The organism is Stenotrophomonas sepilia (genome assembly GCF_003244875.1).
GTDB lineage: Bacteria > Pseudomonadota > Gammaproteobacteria > Xanthomonadales > Xanthomonadaceae > Stenotrophomonas > Stenotrophomonas sepilia.
In genome coordinates this window covers 266,972-286,787 of record NZ_LXXZ01000026.1, presented here as the reverse complement: position 1 = coordinate 286,787, position 19,816 = coordinate 266,972, and the positions used below count along the sequence as shown (strand labels likewise).

Here is a 19,816-nt window from a genome sequence, read left to right as displayed (position 1 = left end):
GTCAGTCATGGGAGATACGGTTGCGCAGCAGGATGCCGCGGGCGGCAAGGCTGACCAGCAGCACGAAGACAGTCAGCACCAGGGCACCGGCCCAGGCCAGTACCTGCCAGGATTCATACGGGCTGCCGGCGAACTGGTTCATCACCACCGGCACCGAAGCCATCGGCTGGAAGATGTTGTTGTTCCAGTACTGGTTGCCGAAGGCGGTGAACAGCAGCGGAGCGGTCTCGCCGGAAATGCGGGCCAGCGCCAGCAGGATGCCGGTGATGATGCCGGCCGAGGCACTGCGGTACAGCACCTGCACGATCACCTTCCACTGCGGGATGCCCAGCGACAGGGCCGCTTCGCGCATCTGCGAGGGCACCAGGCGCAGCATTTCGTCGGTGGTGCGTACCACCACCGGCAGCACGATGAAGGCCAGCGACAGGGCGCCGGCGAATGCCGAGAAGTTGCCCCCGGTCTGCATCACGTACAGCGTGTAGACGAACAGGCCCAGCACGATGGACGGCGCCGACAGCAGGATGTCGTTGACGAAGCGGACCACGGTGCCGGCCTTGCGGGCGTTGCCATACTCGGCCAGCCAGGTACCGGCCAGCACGCCCAGCGGGGTGCCGATGCCGATGGCCAGTGCACACATCACGGCACTGCCGAAGAAGGCGTTGGCGAGGCCGCCGTCCTGCATCGGCGGCGGGGTCATCTTGGTGAACAGATCCCAGTTGATGCCGGCCAGGCCCTTGGCAGCCAGGGTGAACAGGATCCAGCCCAGAAAGAACAGGCCGAACAGGGCGGTGGCGCAGGACGCAGTGATCGCAACGACGTTGCCGATGCGGCGGCGCAGGTACAGCGAATCAGCGGTGGTGGACATCAGTTGCCCTCCTTGCGGGACAGGCGCATCAGCATCAGGCGGGCGATGGCCAGCACCACGAAAGTGACGATGAAGAGGACGAAGCCGAGCAGCAGCAGGGCCGAACGGTAGGTTTCAGTGGCTTCGCCGAAATCATTGGCGATCAGCGCGGCGATGGTGGTGCCCGGTTCCAGCAGCGACGGCGACAGGCGCACGCTGTTGCCGATCACGAAGGCCACCGCCATCGTTTCGCCCAGCGCGCGGCCCAGGCCGAGGAAGATGCCGCCGATGACCGCCGAACGGGTGTAGGGCAGGACGATGTCCCAGCTCACTTCCCACTTGGTGGAGCCCAACGCGTAGGCCGATTCCTTCAGGCGGGTGGGCACGGTCAGGAACACCTCGCGCATCACCGAGGAAATGAACGGAATGACCATGATGGCCAGCACGAAACCGGCGGTGAGCATGCCGATGCCCAGCGGCGGGCCCTGGAACATCGGGCCGATGACCGGCCATTCGCCCAGGGTCTCGTTGAGGAACGGGGTGACGTACTCGGTCATCACTGGCACCAGCACGAACAGGCCCCACATGCCGTAGATGATCGAGGGGATGCCGGCCAGCAGTTCGATGGCGGTACCGACCGGGCCACGCAGCCAGCGCGGCGCGACTTCGGTGAGGAAGAAGGCGATGCCGAAGCTGACCGGCACGGCGATGACCATCGCGATGACGGCGGTGACCAGGGTGCCGTAGATCGGAGCCAGGGCGCCGAACTTGTTTTCGACCGGATTCCAGTCGGCGGAGAAGAAGAAGCTCAGCCCCTGCATCTGCAGGGCATGGCGACCGCCCCACAGCATCGACAGCGCGGCGCAGGCCAGGGCGATCAGTACGAAGATGACGGTGCCGACCAGCACCCATCGGAACAGTTTGTCGTTGCGGGCATCACGCGCATCACGCGTGGACGGGGCGGCTACAGGCTGGGCGATGGCATTCATGGGGACGGCTGGGCCAGGAAGGGGCGGGGCGGCACGGCGTGGAACAAGCGGTGCCCGCGCGGGGCGGGCACCGTCGAGTCCATCACTTCAGGTCGGTCGCCCAGTAGGCCTCGATCTGCTTGACCAGTTCGGCCGGCAGCGGCACGTAGTGAAGCTCGTTGGCCTGGGCCTGGCCGTTCTCGAAGGCCCACTTGAAGAAGGCCAGGGTGTCCTGGTTGCGCTTGGCGTCCTTCGGCTGCTTCTGCATCAGCATGAAGTTGGTGGCGGTGATCGGCCACGCCTGCTCGCCCGGGGCGTTGGTGATGACCAGGTTGAAGTCCTTAGCGCTGGCCCAGTCGGCGCTGGCGGCCGCAGCGGCGAAGGTTTCCGCGCTCGGCTCGACCCAGTTGCCGGCGGCGTTCTGCATGGCGGTGTACGGCATGCCGTTCTGCAGGGCATAGGCCAGTTCGACGTAGCCGATCGAGCCCTTGATCTGCTTCACGTAGGACGCAACGCCTTCATTGCCCTTGCCACCGACGCCGTCCGGCCACTGCACCGAGGTGCCTTCGCCGACCTTGCTCTTCCACTCCGGGCTGACCTTGGACAGGTAGTTGGAGAAGTTGAAGGTGGTGCCCGAACCGTCCGAACGGTGGACCAGGGTGATCTTGCCGTCCGGCAGCTTCACGCCCGGGTTGGCGGCGACGATCGCCGGGTCGTTCCAGGTCTTGACCTTGCCCAGGAAGATGTCGGCCAGCAGGGCGCCGCTCAGGCGCAGCTTGCCGGCTTCCAGGCCTTCGATGTTGACCACCGGCACCACGCCGCCGATGGCCGACGGGAACTGCGCCAGGCCGGCCTGGGCCAGCTCCTCGCTGCTCAGCGGCTTGTCGGACGAACCGAAGTCGACGGTCCCGGCCTTGATCTGGGCGATGCCGCCGCCGGAGCCGATCGACTGGTAGTTGATCTTGGCGCCGGTGCTGGCGTTGTAGTCAGCCGACCACTTGGAGACCAGCGGGAAGATGAAGGACGCGCCCGCCCCGGACACTTCGGCGGTCACCTTGGCACCGGCGGCGGCCGGAGCGGCGTTACCGTCGGCAGCCGGCTGCTGCGCGGCCTGCTTGTCGCCACCGCAGGCCGACAGGCCCAGGGCGATGGCCAGGGAAAGGGCGGCAAGGCCGGCCGAGTGCAGTTTCATGGTCACTCCATAGCGGGGAAGAGCCGACGTGGTCGGCGGATGCGGCTATGAAATGATGTTTTTGTTACAGCCGTATTACGACCATGACAGAGGTGTCCTGGATCACGTTCTGACAAGGGTTTCACAGGGTTGGCGCCGATCCGGCCGGGACCCGGAAACCCCGGATCTGCGCACTGATATGACGGCGGGTTGGTCCTTGCAGCGTCAATGCGCGACAGCTCCCTGCCCACGGTAGGTGCGGACCGTTGGTCCGCACGCTCCAGAGCGCAGCCGAGCGTCGGCTCGGCTCTACAGAGGCAGGTGCATCCCCGAAAACAAGAAGAGCGCGAGATCTCGAGGATCTCGCGCCCGGGTGGGAGCGGCGGGGGAGAGAGGACCCGCCGCCCCCGTTCCTGCAGGGGAACGCGCTTACTTCAGGTTCTGCGACCAGTAGGTCTCGATCTGGCGGACCAGGCTGTCCGGCAGCGGCACGTAGTCCAGCTGGCGGGCCTGGGCGTCGCCGTTCTTGTAGACCCAGCGGAAGAACTCCTGGGTCGCCTTGCCATTGGCAGCATTCTTCGGCGTCTTCTGCACCAGGATGAAGTTGGTGGCGGTGATCGGCCAGGACTCGGCGCCCGGCGCATTGGTCATCACCAGGTAGAAGTCGCGGGCGTTGGCCCAGTCGGCGCTGGCAGCGGCGGCAGCGAACGAGGTGTCGCTCGGCTGCACGAACTTGCCGGCGGCATTCTTCATCGCGGTGTAGGAGAGCTTGTTCTGAAGCGCGTAGGACAGTTCGACATAGCCGATGCCGCCCTTGATCTGCTTCACATAGGCGGCAACACCTTCGTTGCCCTTGCCGCCGATGCCGGCCGGCCACTGCACCGAGGTGCCTTCACCGACCGAGCTCTTCCACTCCGGGCTGACCTTGGACAGGTAGTTGACGAAGTTGAAGGTGGTGCCCGAGCCGTCCGAACGATGCACGACGGTGACCTTGGCGTTGGGCAGGGTCACGCCCGGGTTCAGTGCGGCGATGGCCGGGTCGTTCCAGCTCTTGATCTTGCCCAGGAAGATGTTGGCCAGCACGGCGCCGTCCAGCTTCAGCGCGCCCGGCGCGATGCCGGCCACGTTGACCACCGGCACCACGCCGCCGATCACCGACGGGAACTGCGCCAGGCCTGCAGCAGCCAGGTCTTCCGGCTTCAGCGGCGCATCGGAAGAGCCGAAATCAACGGTCTTGGCCTTGATCTGGGCAATACCGCCGCCGGAACCGATGGACTGGTAGTTGACCTTGTTGCCGGTTGCGGCGCTGTAGTCGGCCGACCACTTGGACATGACCGGGTAGATGAACGATGCGCCCGCGCCGGTGATGTCGGCGGCGTTGGCGGCGAACACGGACGATGCAGCCAGGATGGCGACAGCGGCGCGCGATTTGAAGGCGTGGATCACGGGGAGACTCCTGGGGTGGTGGTCGAAGGGCGGTTGCCCGACGTTTCGGTGCACATTCCATAACGGTTGCGTGACACGTCCGCGTCTGTCATATGACGCGGGCGTGACACGCGTCATGAGGGATGTCACGTCCGCTGCGCCGGCAGGGCGGCACGGGTACCTCTGCAACGACGAAGGCACGGCCGGGGCCGTGCCTTCGCGGTTCAATGCAGGTGGCTGGACTTACCAGAAGAACTGCGCGCGGGCTTCCAGGATGTTGGGATCGTCGTTGACGAAACCGCGCGCCGTGGAGCTGTACTTCTTGCTGTCGACCATCACGTAGTTGAGCATCAGCTTGAAGTTGGAACGCAGGTACCAGTTGGCGCCCACGGTCCAGATGTCCATCTTGCCACCCAGCACGCCATCGACGATCGGCGGGCGACCGGCGACCGGATTGGCGGCGAGGTTGCCGTCATTGAGGTCCATGTGGTCGTAGCGCACGCCCAGCTGCCACTGGCCGCCGGCCGGGTTGTTCGGCAGGCCGGTGCCCGGAGTGCCGCCCTTGTAGCTCCAGGTCTCGCCGGTGACGTTCCACACGCCGCTGATGTAGTAGCCGTCGCTGGTGTAGTTGTCGTGGTCGTAGCGCTTGGCCTTGCTGGTGTAGTACTCGGCCTGGGCCTTGAACGGGCCCTGGAAGTACATCGCTTCGGCACCGATGGTGCTGACGCGGTCGGTGTCGGTCAGGTTGCCGCTGTCAACCAGGCGGGCAGTGGCGAGGTCGGCATTCGGACGCGCACGCACGCGCAGGGTGTCGGCGTCGGCGTCGTAGTTGACGTAGCTCAGACCGAAGTGCAGGACCTGGCCCTTTTCATTGATCGGGGCCCAGGTGCCACGCGCGCCGTAGCCGCTGCCGTGGGCCAGGTTGCGGGTCAGCTCGCGGCCGAAGGCGCTGGCGGTCACCGACCAGTTGTCCTGGCCGTAGCTGTACGCGCCGCCCAGGCGGCGGGCGATGGCATAGGTATTGGTGACCGCTGCCTTGGAAATGAAATCGTTGTTCTTGGTGCTGGACAGTTCTTCCAGGCTGTTGGGCTGCTTGAACTGGCCCAGCTGCAGGAAGTGGTTGGCGTTGCCCAGCAGCTTGTACTTCACGTTGGTGTCGAGGAACTTGTCGGCCTTGGCGTCATAGCCGACCACCCACTCCACGTTGCCCGGGCCCTTTCCCTTCAGCACCAGCTCGGCGCGACGCAGTTCGAATTCGCTGTTCTTGCCGTTGCCGGCGTCGCCACCGTTGAGGTCGACCACATCGTTGTGGAACCAGTTGCCGTCGGCCTGGACCAGGCCTTCGAAGGTGATTTCCGAACCGCCGATCACGTCGATGGCGACTTCGGCGTGTGCAGCCGGCACATACAGCGCAGCAACCACGGCCACCGTCAGGAGTTGGTGATGCAGTTTCATGGAGAGGAGCCTTGCAGGCAGGTGGGAAGATGCGCGCAGGCTAGAAGGTAAAGATTGCGTAAATGTGACAGTTCACGCGCGGCAGACATCCGCCGCAGGCCCCGTCACGGCAGGGCCTGCCATTGAAACCGCTTGCGTATGACGCCCGGATTGCGACCCGGTTGCAGTAGAGCCACGCCCTGCGTGGATGCTGCCGTCACTCGGCCGTGGTCTTTTCCTTGAACCGGCACAGGTCGGCGATCACGCAGCCCGGGCAATCCGGCTTGCGCGCCTTGCACACATAACGCCCGTGCAGGATCAGCCAGTGATGCGCGTCGAGCAGGAACTCGGCCGGGATCACCTTCACCAGCTTGTCTTCCACTTCGCGCACGTTCCTGCCCGGCGCCAGTCCTGTGCGGTTGGCGACGCGGAAGATATGCGTGTCCACCGCCATCACCGGCTCGCCGAACGCGGTGTTGAGCACCACGTTGGCGGTCTTGCGCCCGACACCCGGCAGCGCTTCCAGCGCTTCGCGATCACGCGGCACTTCACCGCCATGCTTCTCCAGCAGGATCGCGCAGGTGGCGATCACGTTCTTTGCCTTGGCGTTGAACAGCCCGATGGTGGCGATGTACTGCTTCAAGCCATCCTCGCCGAGCGCAAGGATCTTCGCCGGCGTGTTGGCGACCGGGAACAGGCGGCGCGTGGCCTTGTTGACGCCGACGTCGGTGGCCTGCGCCGACAACGCCACCGCCACCAGCAGCTCGAACGGCGAGCTGTACTCCAGTTCGGTCTTCGGGTGCGGGTTGAGTTCGCGCAGGCGGGTGAACATCTCCACCACGTCGGCGCGTGGCATCGTGCCGCCACGCCGCGCCGGGGCGCGTGCGGTCTTTTTCGTGGTGGCCATTACTGTTCCTTGCCACTGGCGCGGGCCTTGGCCCGGGCCAGAATCGCGGCTGCCGCAGCGGGCAGGGCAGGCTTCACGTCCGGGGCTGGTGCCGGGGTGCGGCGTGCATCGCGCTCGGCCTCGCGGCGGGCCAGGCGCACCGCACGGGCGCGGTAGCGTTCGCGTGCAGCCCAGGCCGCGCGCAGTTGCTGCTGGGCCTGGCACAGGCGTTGCGGAAGGTCGGGGTGGTCAGGCAGCAACCGGTCGTCGCCGGCACGGACGATGTAGTCCATCAGCCCGGCCTGCAGGGCACCATCGAGATCGTCTGCCTGGACCCGGGCGAACAACTGCGCGGGGTTGGGTCGGGATGCCATGGCGTCAGCGGTTCTGGAAGGCCGGCGCGCGGCGTTGCAGGAAGGCGCTGGTGCCTTCGCGCATGTCCTCGGTGGCGAACAGCAGGCCGAACTGCGCACTTTCGTATGCCAGCCCGGCCTCCAGGCTGCATTCGCCGCCCACGTGCACCGCGTCGAGCAGGCCACGCAGGGCCAGCGGGGCCGAGCGTGCCAGCTGGCGGGCGACGTCCTGCACCCGGTTGTCCAGCGCGTCGGCCGGCACGACTTCGTTGACGATGCCCAGTTCCAGCGCACGCGCGGCGTTGATCGGCGCCCCCAGCAGGCACAGCTCCAGGGTGGCGGCGCGGCCGCACAGGCGCAGCAGGCGCTGGCTGCCGCCGAAGCCGGGAATCAGGCCGAGGTTGATTTCCGGTTGGCCGACCTTGGCGGTATCTGCGGCGATGCGCAGGTGGCAGGCCATCGCCAGTTCCAGGCCACCGCCCAGTGCGAAACCATTCACGCGTGCGATGACCGGTTTGGGCATGCGTTCGATCTGGCGCATCAGGGCCTGGCCCAGCAGCGAGAAATCACGTCCCTGAACGGCGCTGAGAGTGTTCATTTCCGCGATGTCGGCACCGGCCACGAACGCCTTGGGGCCCGCCCCGGTCAATATCACGACGCGCACCTCCGGATCGGCGGCGGCGTCGCTGAAGGCATCGGCCAGGGCCTGCAGGGTCGCGGCGTTGAGGGCATTGAGCTTGTCCGGGCGCTGGACGGTCACGGTGCGGATGGCGCCGTCGTCAGCGACAGCGATCAGGGCATCGGCCACGGGGAAACTCCTGGAACGTTAAAAAAAAGTGATATTGAACTCTGGAAACGCAGACGGGTCATAGCCTGCATCGTGAGTAGCGGTTACACGTTGCGCCCGTTATCCTAACCCGTCGCCTCAGGGCGGCGCAGAACGTCCCTGAGTTACCACCCCTGGAGAACTGTTTGATGAAGTTGCGTTCTATCGCGGTCGCCGTCGCGGCCCTGGCCCTGACGGGCAATGCCTTCGCCCAGGACGTCTCGTCCGAAAAGGGCAAGCTGAGCTACTACTTCGGTTACGACTACGGCAACAACCTGGCGGAGCTGACCGGTCGTGGTGAGCAGCTGGACATCAACTCGGTGGTGAAGGGCCTGCAGGATGCCTACGCCAAGAAGCAGCCGGCGATCACCGCCGAGCAGCTGAAGCCGGCCGTTGAAGCGTTCCAGAAGCGCGAGCAGGGCCGTGCCCAGGCCGCCAAGGCCGAGTACGAAAAGGCGGCTGCCGAAAACAAGACCAAGAGCGACCAGTTCATCGCGGCGAACAAGGCCAAGGCCGGCGTGCAGTCCCTGCCGAGCGGCGTCCAGTACCGCGTGATCGAGGCCGGCAAGGGCGCCAAGCCGACCCAGGCCAGCACCGTGCAGCTGGAAGTGGCCGGTCCGTTCCCGTACGGCCAGCGCCCGACCGAAGCCCGCCCGGCCCAGCAGATCCCGTCGATCAAGGTCAGCGAAGTCGAAATGAAGGCCATGCGCGAGACCCTGCTGCAGATGCCGGCAGGCTCGAAGTGGGAAGTCACCCTGCCGCCGGACCAGGCCTACGGTGCCGATCCGCGCACCCCGTTCCCGCCGAACGTGGCTGTGCAGTTCGAGATCAAGCTGGTCAGCGTCAAGTAAATCGAAGCAGCAAACCAAACGCGCCGGTGACCCCACCGGCGCGTTTTTGTTTGCGCAGTGCGCGACCTGTAGCGCTGCGCCATGGGCGTCGTATCGTCCCGCGCAAATTCAGCCCGATCGCGCTACTGTTGGCGGGTGCAAACAATGGAAGAAACGGCGCGTGTTGTCGCAAGTCCCTGCATCGGAGTGTGCACGCTGGATCCGCACCGGCAATGCACCGGCTGCGGGCGGCATATCGATGAGATCGCGCGGTGGTCGTCGATGAGCAACGAGGAACGCAGCCGCATCCTGCATCGCGTGCAGCCCCTGCGCGAACAACTGCAGCAATCGCTGCGTGGCTCGCTGGCCGACCACGAGCGACTGATGCGCGCGCTGCACCCCTTGGCCCAACCACCTGCGGGCGACGGCTGGAACCGCAGTGAGCTGGTCGACCTGCTACCGCCCGGGCCTCCGGTGGAGGCGGCGGTGCTGGCCGGCATCGTGCCGCGCGCCAACGGCGCACAGGTGATCCTCACCCGTCGCACCGAAACACTGCGCACCCATGGTGGCCAGGTCGGATTCCCCGGTGGCCGCACCGAACCCGATGACCGCGACGCGCTGGCGGCCGCGCTGCGCGAGAGCCAGGAAGAAATCGCATTGGCGCCCGGCCAGGTGCAGGCGCTGGGCTATCTCGATCCCTTCGTGACGATCACCGGCTATCGGGTCACGCCGGTGGTGGCGGTGGTCGATCCGGAGTTCGTGCCGGTCCCGCAGCCCAGTGAAGTGGCCGAGGTATTCGAGGTGCCACTGGATTACCTGATGGCGCCCGACAGCCTGCGCCAGGTCGAAATCAATCATCGCGGCCGGGTTCGCCACGTCCTTGAGTATGGCTGGCCGGGCCAGCGCATCTGGGGGGCGACCGCCGCCATTCTCTACAACCTGCGTCGCCGCCTGGAGCAAGTGCAATGAAGCCGATCGATCCGCCGTGGACCACCCTGGTCGATGTCGCCACCCTTGCCGCTGCGCTGGGCGACGGCGTGCGGGTGGTCGACGCGCGCGCCACCGCCAGTACCGCCGTGCGCGTGGTCGATGCGCGTGCTTCGCTGGCCGACCCGCAGGCTGCGGGCGGCCAGTACCTGGCAGGGCACATACCGACTGCGGTGCATGCCGATCTCAACCGTGATCTGTCCGATCTCAGCCGCGTCGGCCATGGTCGCCACCCATTGCCGGACAGCGATGCCTTTGCTGCGAAGCTGGGGCAGTGGGGCATCGGCCCCGACACCCAGGTCGTGGTCTACGATGGCAGCGACGGCAGCATGGCCGCCTCGCGCCTGTGGTGGCTGCTGCGCCTGATCGGTCACACCCGGGTAGCCGTACTCGACGGCGGCATCGCCGCGTGGCAGGCCGCCGGCCACGCGTTGGAAAGCGGACAGGCTGGGGTGAACGCGCTGCCTGATTACCCAGGCCGTTTCGACACCACCCAGATCGCCAACGCCGATGAAATCACCGCGCGGCTGAAGCATGCGCCGGGCTGGCTGGTCGACGCGCGCGCGGGTGAACGCTTCCGTGGTGAAGTGGAGCCGCTGGACCCGGTGGCCGGGCATGTGCCGGGCGCGGTCAACCGCCCGTTCGCATTGAACGTGCTCGACGGCCGCCTGCGCGACGCACAGGAGTTGCGCGCCGAACTGCAGGGCGTGATCGGCAACCGCGATCCGCAGCAGGTGGTGCTGATGTGCGGTTCCGGCGTGACCGCCTGCCACCTGCTGCTGGCGATGGAAACGGCCGGCCTGAGCGGCGCACGCATCTATGCCGATTCCTGGAGTGGTTGGGTGAGCGACAGCAGCCGCCCGGTGGCGACCGGCGCCTGAGCCGCGCGGGGTCGGATCCGTTTTCCAACGGAGAACGGCTCTGACCCCATCAACCGAAAATCGGGGTCAGAGCCCGTTGCGTACCAACGGGAGCCGCCCCCGTGTCGATTCGAAGGATCGCGGAGAACTGTCGAAGGCGGGGTGGGTCCGGTTGCGGGGGTGTCCGCGGCATGGATGCCGCGGCCAAGCCGCCATGGATGGCTTTACGGCGTCCCCCGCAATCGGATCCACCCCGCCATCCCCCGGAATGCCAGCTCTTGACGTTGACGTTGCCTCTGCAGGTGCAGGGCGCAGCCCTGCTGCTTACTCCAACCCCTGCAGCGGCACCTTCGCCAGCACCCGTGCCCACGGGAACAAGGGCCCCGGATCGCGCTTGCGTGCCACCCTCAGCGTCGGATCATCGCTGGCCGGCACCTGCTCCAGATCCAGCTGGTCGTGCCCGGCAATCCGCCGCAGCGACGGATAGCGCGCCACCAGCGCCAGCAGCAGCCGCTCCAGCGCTTCCAGCTGTGGCTCGGTGTAGGCCTCGTCCATCGCCTGGTGGCGGCTGTCGAACCAGTCCGGATAGCGCCCGCGGTTGACCAGCTCGATGCCCAGCGTATGCGCGTTCATGCCGCGCACGTGATGGGCCACGCGTTCCGGCGCCACGTACTGCACCACGCTGCCATCGCGGTCGATGTAGAAGTGCCCGCTGTTGCCGGCGCCGCTGTCGTACAGCACGCGCTCGCCGTACTCGCGGGCCATCGCCAGATCGGGCAGCTCGGTGCAGTGGATCACTACCATTTCCAGCGAGGCGGGATCCCGCAGCGGCAGTCGGTCGTGATAGGGCAGGGGCTGCAGCTGCAGGCCGGGCAGGAGCGGGTTGGGCATCCGGCGATGCTAGCATTGCGGCATGAACCTGCCTTCCCTTTCCTCGCCGGCCCGCGCCCATGGAGCACGCGCATGAGCCGCGGCCACTGCATCCTCTCCCATGGCTTCGAGAGCGGCCCGGAGGCGACCAAGGTCACCGCGCTGGCCGAGGTGGCGCAACGCCTGGGCTGGACCCACGAGCGCCCCGACTACACCGACCTGGACGCGATGAGCGAGGTCAGCCGGGTGGGCGACGTGCCGACCCGCCTGCGCCGTCTGGTTGAACGCGCCGCCATCGCGGCCCGTCAGGGGCCGGTGGTGCTGGCCGGCTCCAGCCTGGGCGCCTACATCTCCGCCATCGCCTCGCTGCAGGTGCCGGTAGCCGGCCTGTTCCTGATGGTGCCACCGACCACCATGGGCCCGATGCCGGCGCTGGACGCCGCTGCGGTGCCGACCACGGTGGTGCAGGCCTGGCATGACGATGTGGTACCGGCTGCCGGCGTGATTGCCTGGGCGCAGGCGCGTTCGGCGCAGTTGCTGCTGGTTGACGACGGTCACCGCCTGGAGCGCCACGTGGAGGCCTCCGCGCAGGCCTTCGAGCGCCTGCTGCGGCAACTGTGAAGCCAGGGCGCACGGCGCGCCCGCCCGCATTGACTACAATGGCAGCCCCGCCGCCCCCGGCGCGGGCCTGCCGGCCGTGCCTACGGCCCTCCTTTCCGACCGGCCCGGCCCCTGTGCCGCGCCCGACCACCTGCGAACCGATCCCGTGAAATTCTTCGTCTCCTGCGCCAAGGGCCTGGAATACCTGCTTGCCGATGAACTGTCGGCCCTGGGCCTTGGCAAGGCCACCGCCACCATTGCCGGCGTCAACGCCGACGGCGAACTGGCGCAGGCGCTGCGGATCGTGATGTGGTCGCGCCTGGCCAGCCGGGTGCTGTGGCCGATCGACGAGTTCGACTGCCCGGACGAGCAGGCCCTGTATGACGGCGTGCGTGCACTGCCGTGGCACGAGCACATCTCGCCGGAGATGACCCTGGCGGTGGATGCGCACGTGTCCGGCGACAAGATCACCCATGCACGCTTTGCCGCGCAGCGGATCAAGGATGCGATCGTCGACCGCATGCGCGACGAAGGCCTGGAGCGGCCCTCGGTCAATACCGATCTGCCCGACGTGCGCGTCAACCTCTCGCTGCGCAAGGGCCGCGCCTCGCTGTCGATCGACCTCGGCGGTGGCCCGCTGCATCGCCGCGGCTGGCGCGGTGCCGCCCACGAGGCGCCGCTGAAGGAAAACCTGGCCGCCGCGCTGCTGCTGCGCGCGCAATGGCCGCGCCTGCATGCCGCCGGCGGTGGGCTGCTGGACCCGATGTGTGGCAGCGGCACGCTGCTGATCGAAGGCGCGCTGATGGCCGCCGACGTTGCCCCAGGCCTGATGCGGCATGGCAGCCTGCCGCCGAGCCGTTGGCTGGGCTTCGACAAGGCGGCCTGGAAGTCCATCCAGAGCGAAGCACGTGAGCGCGAAGCGGCCGGCCTGGCCGCGCTGAAGCCGGTCATCCACGGCAGCGACATCGACCCGGCTGCGATCCAGGCGGCCCGCGAGAATGCCGAGGTCGCCGGCGTCGCCCACGCGATCCGTTTCACCCGCGCCGATGTCGCCGACCTGGCCGCGCCGGAACAGGAGATCGGTGCCGTGGTCTGCAACCCGCCGTACGACGAGCGCCTGGCCGCCGATCCAGCGTTGTATCGTGCACTGGGCAATGCCTTGCAGAAGGCGGTGCCGCAGTGGCGCGCCAGCCTGCTGTGTGGCAATGACGAACTGGCCTTTGCCACCGGCCTGCGCGCCAGCAAGAAGTACCAGATGTTCAACGGTGCGCTGGAATGCGCGCTGATCGTCTGCGATCCGATCGCTGTGCCGGGCCGTGATCCGGCACAGCCCCGCGAGCTGAGCGAAGGCGCGCAGATGGTGGCCAACCGCCTGCGCAAGAACCTGAAGAAGTTCAAGAGCTGGCGTGCCCGCGAGGACATCACCTGCTTCCGCGCCTACGACGCCGACCTGCCGGAGTACGCGGCGGCCATCGACGTCTACGAGGAAGAGGGTGGCAGGCGGCGTACCTTCCTGCATGTGCAGGAATATGCGGCACCGGCGGCGATTCCCGAGAACGACGTGCGCCGCCGCCGCAATGAGCTGCTGGCCGCCTCGCGCGAAGTATTCGGCGTGCCGCCGGAGCAGGTGTCGATGAAATCGCGCGAGCGCGGCAAGGGCGGCAGCAAGTACGGCCGCTTCGAGCAGCGCGACGAGTTCATCGTGGTGCGAGAGAACAACGCGCTGCTGCAGGTGAACCTGTTCGACTACCTCGATACCGGCCTGTTCCTTGACCACCGCCCGCTGCGCCGGATGATGGCCGAGCAGGTGAGTGGCAAGCGTTTCCTGAACCTGTTCTGCTACACCGGCGTGGCCAGCGTGCAGGCCGCCGTGGCGGGTGCCGCCAGCACGACCAGCGTCGACCTGTCGGCTACCTACCTGCAATGGTGCTACGACAACCTGGCGTTGAACGGACAGGGGGGCAACCAGCACCTGCTGGTCCAGGCCGACGCGATGGCGTGGCTGGAAGGCGACCGTGGCCAGTACGACGTGATCTTCTGTGACCCGCCGACTTTCTCCAACTCCGCACGCGCCGATGACTTCGACGTGCAGCGCGAACAACTGAAGCTGCTGCGTGCGGCGGTGGCGCGGCTGGCACCGGGTGGCGTGCTGTACTTCTCCAACAACTTCCGCCGCTTCAAGCTGGAAGAGAACGCCATCGCCGAGTTCGCCCACTGCCGCGAGATCACCGCACGCACGATTGGTCCGGATTTCGAGCGCAACGCGCGCATCCACCGCGCGTGGGAACTGAAGCGGTTGGGGTAAGCCCGGTAGTGCCGGCCGCTGGCCGGCAACTGCGTCAGAATCGTGGAAGGTCCGCGGGATGCCGGCCAGCGGCCGGCATTACCGCATCTGGTCCGTAGATCCACGCCATGCGTGGATCGGCCTAAAGCACCAACAATCGCCCCGGCGCATGGGCCAGGGGCCAATGGCCCTGTTCGTACAGCGCAAGCACAGGCTCCCAGTGTGCCGGCAGGCCGAGATGCATCTCCAGCAGGCGTTGCCGGAAGGCGAACATCGCCCCATCGCGCGCCACCAGCTGCAGGTCATGTGCACCACAGCGCAGTGCCGGCAGATCCAGTGCCGAAAGCGCGCGCATCAACGTGCGGTTGAGTTCGCGTCGGGCGTCGGCGAGTTCGGCTGGATGGGGCAGGGCGCCGTGAAACGGATCCGAATCGCCCAGTGTGGTGGGCATCCATTCGAAACCATCGGTATCGATGGTCCGCAGTGCTTCGGCCAGCGACCGAACGGCGACGACGCCGGCCGTTATGGGCAGTGTTTCACCCAACCGGGAAAAAAAGCCGATTCCAGAAATCCGCTGCAGCATGCTATCCATACGGGCATTGTAGATCCACGCCATGCGTGGATGCCGCTGTCCCCGTCCTGCGGCTACAGCAATTCCAGCACCAACCCCAGCACCGGCAGCGCGATCGCCAGCGGCGCAATCCATGTTGGACGATACGGGTACAACCCGAACGACAGCGTCACGCCGGCCAGGGTCATTGCCCCCAGCCACAGCACCGGGCCCATCGCCCAGCCGTGGTCGGCCACGCACAGTGCGAACGCCGCCGCCAGCAGCGCCCAGCCCAGCACCCGCCACTGCATCCGCCGTGCGGGTGCGGCCGCGGCCTTGCCATGCAGGTCGTGCTGGTGCTTTTCCATCGACAGCGACAGCGCGGTGAACGCAGAGAACGACAGCGCCAGTGCCAGCAGCATCATGCGCTGGCCTCCGCTTCGGCCGCTTCCACAGTGTTCACCGATGCCTTCGGTGCAGCCGCAGCGGCCGCACGTTTCTTCTTCTCGGCCGCACTCAGCGGTGGCGTCCAGCGCTGCATGCGCCAGCCGCACAGCGCCAGCATCGCGCCGAACGCGATCATCGAAAGATCGACGCCGGCCAGTACCCGGTCGCCGCTGCGCAGTGTGACCCCGAGGTGGGCATGGGTGGTCACTGCATTGACCACCGGCACCAGTGCGAACGCGGCCGCACCCAGATAGAGCTGCCACGCCCACATCATCCGCTTCGGCCAGATGAAGGCGGCCAGCAGCGCGCCGCCCCAGGCGTAGAAGAACACGTTGGCCTCGGCACTGGAGCGCTCGGCGATCTGCAGCGGCAGCAGGCGGTTGCCCCAGAAGTACGCCGCGAAGGCGATCGGCAGGCCGGCCACGGTGCCGATGTTCAGCGCATCGACCAGGCGCAGGCCGAATCCGGTACGCCCGTTCTTGGCATGCCTGGGACGCTCCTTCACCGCCCACAGCACCACGCCGCTGGCGACCATCAGGCAGCCGACCAGGCCGGACAGGAAGAACAGTGCGCGCAGGCCCCAGTCGGCGAAGCGCGCCAGGTGCAGGCCATACAGCACGCCACGGGTGGCGGTGGCGCCGCCGGACGGCGGCGTCTCTTCCAGCAGCGCACCGTTGACCATGTTGTAGCGCAGCGCCGGGGTGTCGGTGGACAAACGCCTGCCGTCGCGTTGGCGGATGTCGATCACCGCATTGGCAGCGCCCGGGTTGGACACGGTGAAGCCGGCCACTTCCACGCCGTGCCAGTGTGCACGCGCGCTGTCCAGCAGCTGTGCGATCGGCAGCGGCGTGGCGCGGCCTTGTGCCGGCGCGGTCACCTCTGGCATGCCGCCGAAGGCTTCGCTGAAGAACTTGTCCTCGTCCTGCGGGTAGGCAACTTTCACCCCCCACGGCAGGTACATGATCATCAGAGTGACGATGCCGGTGTAGGTGATCATCGCGTGGTACGGCAGGGCCATCACCGCGCTGACGTTGTGGAAATCCAGCCAGGACCGCAGGCCCTTGTCCTTGCGGAAGGTGAAGAAGTCCTTGAAGATTTTCTTGTGGGTGATGACGCCGGTGATGATCGCCACCAGCATGAACATCGCGCAGAACCCGACCAGGTAGCGCGCCCAGTACACCGGGATGTAGTGCAGGTCGAAGTGCAGGCGGTAGAAGAAGTCGCCGCCACGGGTCTCGCGCGCCTTCAATGCCTGGCCGGTGTTCGGGTCGAGCGTGGCGTCGCCGAAGCCACCGCGACGGCCACGACTGGGGTCAGCCAGTTCCGGTGGCAGCCGCCAGAACAGCTGCATGGCCGGGTTGCGCGGCTGCGGCAGGGTGACGAACCAGTTCTCGGCGTGGCTCGCATTGGCCTGCAGGTAGTCCACCGCGCGCTGCGCGGCCACGTCGATGCTGACGTTGCTGGACGGCAGCTCCGGGCGCATCCAGCGACTGATTTCCTCGCGGTAGTAGCTGGCCGTGCCGGCCATGAAGATCAGCAGCAGCAACCAGCCGACCAGCAGGCCCGTCCAGGTATGCAGCCAGGCCATCGACTGGCGGAATCCGTTCTTCATGCCCAGGCTCCCAACAGGCGTGCGACCGCCGCCATCAGCAGGGCGGGGGCGAGGATGCCGACCCAGGCCCGCAGTGCGCTGCGGGTGGCGAAGGCCCACAGCGCCGCGCAGGCAGCCACCACAATGGCCAGCAGCATGCCGGTCAGCACGGTCTGGCCGCGCGCGCCGGGCAACGCCACCGCGCAGAACACGCTGGTCATCGAGGCCAGCGCATAGCCGCCGAAAATCGCGGCCAAAGCGCGTGACAGCACGCCCCAGCGCGGGTTGGAGAACAAGGTGCGGGGGCTGGCGGGGGTGGGCGAGCGGTCCACGGCGTTCCTGAAGGTAGGAGAAGGGATGGAACGCGTCCGCGGCCCCCTTGCGCCCTGCGCATGTCGCCCAGCGTGTCCCATCGACGAAGCACTGCCCGCGCAGACGGGCAGCCCAGAAGTCGGGGCAGTACACGGGCGATGGGCACGTCTTCGTGCCCGTTTGGCTAAGCGTACAACCGATCAGTAAATGATATGTATTCGCATTTTATGAATCAAGCGTGCTGATCGTGGGCGTTGGCCGGGGCTAGAACCTGAACACCGCGGTTGCCGCATGCAGCAGCAGGCCGATCAACCCGCCCACCAGGGTGCCGTTGAAGCGGATGAACTGCAGGTCGCGACCCACGCTCAGTTCCAGTTGCTCGACCAGGTGCCGCTCGTCCCAGCCCTTCACGGTCTGCGCGATATGCGTGGTCACGCCCTCGCGCAGGCGCCCGGTCAGGCGCTGCGCACCTTCCAGCAGGTGCTGGTTGAGGGCCTCGCGCAGGGCCGGGTCGGCCTGCAGGCTGCTGCCCAGCGACGCCAGGCTGCGCTGCAGGTGGCCGACCAGTGCCGAGTCCTCGCGTTGCAGGTCGGCGCGCAGGCTGGCATGGATGCGCGCCCACAGCCCCTGCACGTAGTCCTGCAGGGCGGGGTGGTCGATCATGTCCTGCTTGAGCTGTTCGATGCGCTCGGCCAGCGCCGGGTCTTCGCGCAGGCGCTGCACGTAGTTCTGCAGCCAGGTCTCATAGTCCTGGCGCAGCGGATGCTGCGGCTCGGCCAGCACCTGTTGCAGTTCTTCCAGTACCGCCCGCGCCAGGCGTTCGGCCAGGCTGTCGCCGATCTCGTCGATCGGCTTGACCCAGTTCACCGTGCTCGACAGCGTCGGCCATTCGCGCTGGATGTAGCGCACGATCAGCTGCGAGGCGCGTTCCTTCACCTCCGGCTGCTCCAGCCAGCGCCCCAGCCGCTGCAGGCCCTCGTCCAGCACGCGCTGGTGGCGTCCCTCGGCGGTCAGCAGGGCCAGCAGTTCACCGGCGGTGGCAGCGGCATTCCACTGCCGCAGCTGCTGCACCACGAAGGCGTGCAGTTGCCGGCGTACCGCGGTTTCGTCGAAGAAATCCAGTGCCTGCAGCGCCCAGCTGCGGGCCATGTCGGCCAGCATCCGCGAGCGTGCCGGGTCGGACAGCCAGCTGCCGAGACGGCTGGCCGGATCGAACACCTGCAGCTTGGCCAGCAGCACACCTGGCTCCAGGAACTGGTCGCGCACGAACAGCGCCAGGCTGTCGCCGATGCGCTCCTTGCTGCGCGGGATGATCGCGGTGTGCGGAATCGGCAGGCCCATTGGCCGCCGGAACAGCGCAACGACCGCGAACCAGTCGGCCAGCGCGCCGACCGCAGCGGCCTCGCAGAAGGCCGAAACCCAGGCCCAGATGCCGCGTTCGCCGTGCCAATGGCTGACCGCGAATCCGGCCAGCATCAACAGCAGCAGGCCCAGTGCGAGGGCTTTCAGGCGCCGCAGCTGGGCGCGGCGCGGATCGTGGGCAGGCGTCATTGCACGAGTCTAACCGCAGCCCGGTGATGCCTGCCTGTAGAGCCGAGCCCATGCTCGGCTGCCTTGCGCGCGGCAAACCGCAGCCGAGCATTGGCTCGGCTCTACATGAGAGGCTCGCGCGTTTTTAAAGCGCTTCCAGTTGCTTGCGCAGCGCGGCCAGCTGCGCGCGCAGGGTGTCGTTCTCGCGGGTCAACGCGACCACGCGGCGGCGCAGGGCCGGGGCATCCTCGCCCAGCTGTTCCAGCGCCAACAGCACTTCGGCGTCGCGGCTGGCGATCTCGTCCTCGCTGGGTTCCTCGAAGTCCATCTCGGCCGCGTCCGGCTTCGGCGCGCGCGGCTTGCGCTTGGATTCGCGCACGCGCTTGGCCGCCTGCTTCAGCTCGTCCTTGCCACCGGCGGCGGCGGCGCGCTGCTCCTCTTCGGGCAGGTCGGCCACGGCCGCAGCGGCGCTGATCGAGATCACGCCGGCCTTCACTGCCTCCACCACTTCGGGGGCAGCCTGGGCGTGGATCCGCTCGATCATGCCGACCTGGCTGGTACTCAGCTTGGCTTCGCGGGCCAGCTCGGCGCGGCTGAGCTTCGGTGCCGGCTCCCACGGCGGGCTGTCTTCGCCCGCCTCATCGGCGATTTCGGCGGTACCGTCGCTCTCGCGCTGCAGCTGCGCCTGCTCGACCTGCTTGCGGGCGGCCAGGATGTCGCGCTTGCGCAGCGCCAGCACGCCGCGCTGGAAATCGGACACGCTGCGACGGCCCAGATGCTGTTCGATCATCCACAGGTGCACGTCTTCCATGCTCTGGAAGCGCGTGTTCTGCACGGTGTTGAAGGGCAGGCCATGCTTCTGGCAGATGCCGAAACGGTTGTGACCATCGACCAGCACATTACCCCACAGCACCAGCGCATCGCGGCAGCCTTCGGCCAGGATGCTGCGCTCCAGCGCGTCATGTTCGTCCGCGGTCAGCGGGTCGATGTAGGCCTTGAGTTCTTCTTTGACGACGATATCCATGGGCACGGCAGCGAGCAGGAGCGG

Annotated in this window: 20 protein-coding genes; 5 read left to right on the top strand and 15 right to left on the bottom strand. The window is 67.2% G+C overall.

The genetic code is table 11. The features are described 5' to 3' along the window. Position 1: 1 nt before the first annotated feature. The 8 genes from pstA to A7X97_RS03725 form a co-directional block, all read right to left on the bottom strand. Positions 2-865, bottom strand: coding sequence for a phosphate ABC transporter permease PstA (gene pstA, locus A7X97_RS03760; RefSeq protein ID WP_005415894.1), 864 nt, complete (start codon positions 863-865; stop codon positions 2-4). Continuing rightward, on the bottom strand, positions 865-1,833 hold the full coding sequence (pstC, locus tag A7X97_RS03755) for a phosphate ABC transporter permease subunit PstC (protein ID WP_012479635.1): 969 nt from the start codon (positions 1,831-1,833) through the stop codon (positions 865-867). Before pstC ends, pstA begins: the two co-directional genes overlap by 1 nt. Positions 1,834-1,915: 82 nt before the next feature. Further along, positions 1,916-3,004, bottom strand: a complete 1,089-nt coding sequence (gene pstS, locus A7X97_RS03750; RefSeq protein ID WP_072166780.1) for a phosphate ABC transporter substrate-binding protein PstS — start codon at positions 3,002-3,004, stop codon at positions 1,916-1,918. A gap of 408 nt (positions 3,005-3,412) precedes the next feature. Further along, positions 3,413-4,429 carry a phosphate ABC transporter substrate-binding protein PstS gene (gene pstS, locus A7X97_RS03745; RefSeq protein WP_072166779.1) on the bottom strand — a complete coding sequence of 339 codons (1,017 nt, stop codon included), beginning with the start codon at positions 4,427-4,429 and terminating at the stop codon, positions 3,413-3,415. A gap of 222 nt (positions 4,430-4,651) precedes the next feature. After that, the gene (locus A7X97_RS03740; RefSeq protein WP_111007602.1) at positions 4,652-5,863 is read right to left on the bottom strand and encodes an OprO/OprP family phosphate-selective porin; all 1,212 of its coding nucleotides are present in this window, start codon (positions 5,861-5,863) and stop codon (positions 4,652-4,654) included. A gap of 196 nt (positions 5,864-6,059) precedes the next feature. Next, complete coding sequence (gene nth / locus A7X97_RS03735; RefSeq protein WP_053501078.1) at positions 6,060-6,749, bottom strand: endonuclease III; 690 nt, start codon at positions 6,747-6,749, stop codon at positions 6,060-6,062. Next, positions 6,749-7,102 (bottom strand): hypothetical protein, encoded by a 354-nt coding sequence (locus A7X97_RS03730; protein WP_005415900.1) that lies wholly within the window; start codon positions 7,100-7,102, stop codon positions 6,749-6,751. Before A7X97_RS03730 ends, nth begins: the two co-directional genes overlap by 1 nt. Before the next feature lie 4 nt (positions 7,103-7,106). Beyond that, entirely contained in the window at positions 7,107-7,889 is a 783-nt protein-coding gene (locus tag A7X97_RS03725; protein WP_088497689.1) for an enoyl-CoA hydratase-related protein, read from the bottom strand. Positions 7,890-8,056: 167 nt separating this feature from the next. Here A7X97_RS03725 and A7X97_RS03720 point away from each other — a divergent pair, with 167 nt between their 5' ends. The 3 genes from A7X97_RS03720 (at position 8,057) to A7X97_RS03710 (ending at position 10,605) form a co-directional block, all read left to right on the top strand. Then, entirely contained in the window at positions 8,057-8,758 is a 702-nt protein-coding gene (locus A7X97_RS03720; RefSeq protein WP_005408797.1) for an FKBP-type peptidyl-prolyl cis-trans isomerase N-terminal domain-containing protein, read from the top strand. 144 nt (positions 8,759-8,902) lie between these two features. After that, positions 8,903-9,706: a CoA pyrophosphatase gene (locus tag A7X97_RS03715; RefSeq protein ID WP_088497690.1), complete on the top strand. Its 804-nt coding sequence runs from the start codon at positions 8,903-8,905 to the stop codon at positions 9,704-9,706. Further along, positions 9,703-10,605, top strand: a complete 903-nt coding sequence (locus A7X97_RS03710) for a sulfurtransferase (RefSeq protein WP_072166777.1) — start codon at positions 9,703-9,705, stop codon at positions 10,603-10,605. Before A7X97_RS03715 ends, A7X97_RS03710 begins: the two co-directional genes overlap by 4 nt. 303 nt (positions 10,606-10,908) lie before the next feature. On the opposite strand, the gene A7X97_RS03700 is transcribed toward A7X97_RS03710, so the two are convergent. Next, entirely contained in the window at positions 10,909-11,475 is a 567-nt protein-coding gene (locus A7X97_RS03700; RefSeq protein WP_111007601.1) for an N-acetylmuramoyl-L-alanine amidase, read from the bottom strand. Between the two features lie 72 nt (positions 11,476-11,547). On the opposite strand from A7X97_RS03700, the gene A7X97_RS03695 reads away from it, so the two are divergent. Both A7X97_RS03695 and rlmKL read left to right on the top strand, forming a co-directional pair. Beyond that, positions 11,548-12,075 carry an alpha/beta hydrolase gene (locus A7X97_RS03695; protein ID WP_024958728.1) on the top strand — a complete coding sequence of 176 codons (528 nt, stop codon included), beginning with the start codon at positions 11,548-11,550 and terminating at the stop codon, positions 12,073-12,075. Positions 12,076-12,220: 145 nt separating this feature from the next. Further along, positions 12,221-14,359 (top strand): bifunctional 23S rRNA (guanine(2069)-N(7))-methyltransferase RlmK/23S rRNA (guanine(2445)-N(2))-methyltransferase RlmL, encoded by a 2,139-nt coding sequence (rlmKL, locus tag A7X97_RS03690; RefSeq protein ID WP_111007600.1) that lies wholly within the window; start codon positions 12,221-12,223, stop codon positions 14,357-14,359. Between the two features lie 121 nt (positions 14,360-14,480). Here the strand turns inward: rlmKL and A7X97_RS03685 are convergent, their stop codons facing one another. The 6 genes from A7X97_RS03685 to A7X97_RS03660 form a co-directional block, all read right to left on the bottom strand. Further along, on the bottom strand, positions 14,481-14,954 hold the full coding sequence (locus A7X97_RS03685; RefSeq protein WP_088497693.1) for a hypothetical protein: 474 nt from the start codon (positions 14,952-14,954) through the stop codon (positions 14,481-14,483). A gap of 29 nt (positions 14,955-14,983) precedes the next feature. Further along, entirely contained in the window at positions 14,984-15,313 is a 330-nt protein-coding gene (locus tag A7X97_RS03680) for a DUF3325 domain-containing protein (RefSeq protein WP_005415908.1), read from the bottom strand. Then, the gene (locus tag A7X97_RS03675) at positions 15,310-16,947 is read right to left on the bottom strand and encodes a PepSY-associated TM helix domain-containing protein (RefSeq protein ID WP_111007599.1); all 1,638 of its coding nucleotides are present in this window, start codon (positions 16,945-16,947) and stop codon (positions 15,310-15,312) included. The genes A7X97_RS03680 and A7X97_RS03675 overlap by 4 nt, the downstream gene beginning before the upstream one ends. Beyond that, the gene (locus A7X97_RS03670) at positions 16,944-17,258 is read right to left on the bottom strand and encodes a DUF3649 domain-containing protein (RefSeq protein WP_053498676.1); all 315 of its coding nucleotides are present in this window, start codon (positions 17,256-17,258) and stop codon (positions 16,944-16,946) included. Before A7X97_RS03670 ends, A7X97_RS03675 begins: the two co-directional genes overlap by 4 nt. 244 nt (positions 17,259-17,502) lie before the next feature. Then, entirely contained in the window at positions 17,503-18,789 is a 1,287-nt protein-coding gene (locus A7X97_RS03665; protein ID WP_088497695.1) for a DUF445 domain-containing protein, read from the bottom strand. Positions 18,790-18,913: 124 nt separating this feature from the next. Then, positions 18,914-19,792, bottom strand: a complete 879-nt coding sequence (locus A7X97_RS03660; protein WP_061478525.1) for a hypothetical protein — start codon at positions 19,790-19,792, stop codon at positions 18,914-18,916. Between the last annotated feature and the right edge of the window lie 24 nt (positions 19,793-19,816).